Source organism: Psychromonas sp., from assembly GCF_041586535.1.
GTDB lineage: Bacteria > Pseudomonadota > Gammaproteobacteria > Enterobacterales > Psychromonadaceae > Psychromonas.
This window is the reverse complement of sequence record NZ_JBFGZY010000226.1, coordinates 1-2,852: the sequence shown is the minus strand read 5'-3', so window position 1 is coordinate 2,852 and position 2,852 is coordinate 1. Positions and strand designations below refer to the sequence as shown.

General features: G+C 39.9%; 2 protein-coding genes. One reads left to right on the top strand and one right to left on the bottom strand.

Annotated elements, in window-relative coordinates:
* Nucleotides 1-6: 6 nt before the first annotated feature.
* Nucleotides 7-816 (bottom strand): SHOCT domain-containing protein, encoded by an 810-nt coding sequence (locus ABZA00_RS16785; RefSeq protein ID WP_372883297.1) that lies wholly within the window; start codon nt 814-816, stop codon nt 7-9.
* 717 nt (nt 817-1,533) lie between these two features.
* Between ABZA00_RS16785 and ABZA00_RS16780 the strand changes: the two genes are divergently transcribed.
* The coding region (locus ABZA00_RS16780) for a transglutaminase family protein (protein WP_372883296.1) at nt 1,534-2,852 on the top strand (1,319 nt) is incomplete at its 3' end.

Below are 2,852 nucleotides of genomic sequence, written 5' to 3'. Positions count from 1 at the left end.
TTACTCTTAGATTCGGCTCAGTAATTCAGCCTTTTTGCTATTAAAATCCTCTTCTGTTATCGCGTTTGCATCGCGCAGCTTCGCTAACTTCCCTATTATTTCCAGTGTATCATTTATATCATATTGTCTACTTGTCTTATCTGAAGGCTGAATATTATTTTGTAACGGTTGCTGCGGCGCGAAATCATTCTTATCATTTAGATTCGTTGCAGGTGGCGGTGCTGCTTTTGCTATTGGTTCCGCAAAGTTGGTTTGTGGTGCAGGGGGCAGTGCCTGTCCTGAAATTAACGGCAGGTTATTGACTGCTATGGTTCCAAATTGACTATTGAATGTAAGTGACGTGTTGCTGCCTTGCTGCTGGCTTACACCGCTAATATTGTGATTGAGAGTGTCATAGACTGATACTTGCCCATTTAACTCAACGGCTAATCGATTAGGGAATACCGCGTAGCGAATATTATTTTGTGCCCCGCTGCTAAACGGGCTGCCCAGATCACTTGGCCACCATTGATTACTTCCGGGAGTACCCGCTGGAATTATCGGAAAAACCTGATTATTGGCAAGTGCATTGGATAGTTCATTACATAGATTATCGACTGTCATTTTCAGCCCATGGTTAAACATATCGCCTACCATTGTCATTCCGCCACGCATCCACTGTCCTGAACCGCCGAGCTCAGGGCAGTTAAATTGGGCCATTGATCCGCCACCGTTATTTACAGCTACTAGCATGTGAACCACTGCATCGTGACTTAAATGATAACGTGACGCTAGATCGTTGACGATATTCTCGCCAGCATCTGTCAGTTTTTGCATAACTATATATTCCCTTAAATAAATTTTCTTGATGTTTGAAATCCGATGAAAACGGAAAAGTAGATGCATTGCTTTAAAGGTTGATAATAGTGGAAACAGATGAGCATAGTTAAGAATATTAACAAGGAAATATTCGTTCTCAACAGTGTTGTCAGTTTTACTATTATTAAAAATGCTTAAAGCGCTTTAATGTTAGCATCTTTGCAAGGCTTGTCGCTGCTTTATTGTAAAAAGGCTATGCCTGAGCTACATAAAGATACGGGAATCAGCATTGTTAAGAAATAAGGGGACATTTTCGGTCGATGCAAAACCACTTTTCATGATTGAAATTGGCATCCTGGAGGTAGTAATCAAGTGTATTTTTAAACCTGAATTTTTTTAATTAATTTTCTGTGTTTCTCTACTAAGCTATCTGAAGCAATTATTTTTTGTTTATTAATCGGGCACTATTTTAGTGCATGTGTTGCACTATGGATAAAGTTAACATCTGCTTTACCTTGTTATCGATAGGGTTAATACCTATTAAATTCAATTGCTTATTTTGTTAATTATGTTAAAAATAGTGTTTTGTTTATTTTTATTTTATTTTTTATGCTAAAAATAGTATTTTGCTCATTTTTACCAAGATGGAATAGAAATTGCTTACTAAATAAGTGATGCAAGAAGACATTTCAGCGCTATACATATAGCTGTAGATTATTAAAGGGGAATTAGTTAATGACAATTACTGTTGGTATTTCGCACCATACTGAGTATAAATACGATCGTTTAGTTAATATGGGGCCGCATATATTCCGCTTAAGACCAGCTCCGCATAGCCGTACTAAAATTAAAAGTTATTCTTTGAAAATAATACCTGAAGATCATTTTATTAATTGGCAGCAGGATCCTTTTGGTAATTATCAGGCCAGGGTGGTATTTAATAAACCGACCAAAGAGTTTAGTTTTACCGTTGATCTGGTTGCTGAAATGACCGTCATTAATCCTTTTGATTTCTTTTTAGAGGAATACGCAGAAGAATTCCCATTTAAATATGACTCCGTCACTAAAGCTGAACTCTCCCCCTATCTGAAAAAACGTAAAGCAAGCCAAAAGTTGTTAGACTTGGTTGAGTCTGTACGACCCAAAGAAGCGCTTAGGAGTGTTGATTTTTTAGTTGCTGTTAACCAGGTGGTGTATCAATTAATTGGTTATGGCATTCGTTTAGAGCCCGGCGTGCAAACTGCCAATGAGACGCTGAGTAAAAAGACCGGTTCTTGCCGTGATTCTGCCTGGTTATTAGTACAACTGTTTCGTCATTTAGGTCTGGCTGCTCGATTTGTTTCGGGTTATTTAATTCAATTAACCTCCGATCAAAAATCCTTAGACGGGCCAAGCGGCCCCGAAGAAGATTTTACTGACCTGCATGCCTGGACCGAGGTCTATATTCCCGGGGCGGGTTGGATAGGACTCGATCCTACTTCCGGGTTATTTGCCGGTGAAGGTCATATTCCATTGGCTTGTACGCCAGAGCCAAGCTCGGCAGCGCCGGTTACCGGGGGAATAGATAAGTGTGAATCTGAATTCAGTTTTTATAATAAGGTCACCCGCGTACATGAAGATCCGCGTGTCACCAAACCTTATTCAGAAGTGCAATGGACGGCAATCAATCGTTTAGGTCAGCAAGTTGATGATATCTATAAAGATGAAGGTATTCATTTAACCATGGGCGGAGAGCCTACCTTTATCTCTATTGATGATATGGATCATCCGCAATGGAATACTGAAGCTGACGGTAAAGAAAAGAGGGTATTGGCGCAAAATTTATTTGCTGAAATGAATAAAGTCTTTACCAAAGGCGGTTTTACTCATTATGGGCAAGGTAAGTGGTATCCCGGCGAACCCTTACCCCGTTGGCAATACGCCTGTTACTGGCGCAAAGATGGTGTTCCGTTATGGCAGGATCCTACGCTGTTAGCTGATCCCAATAAAGATTATCAATTAGATCATAACCATACGAAGCAATTTGCAGAAACCCTGTGTAACGCCTTGGGCCT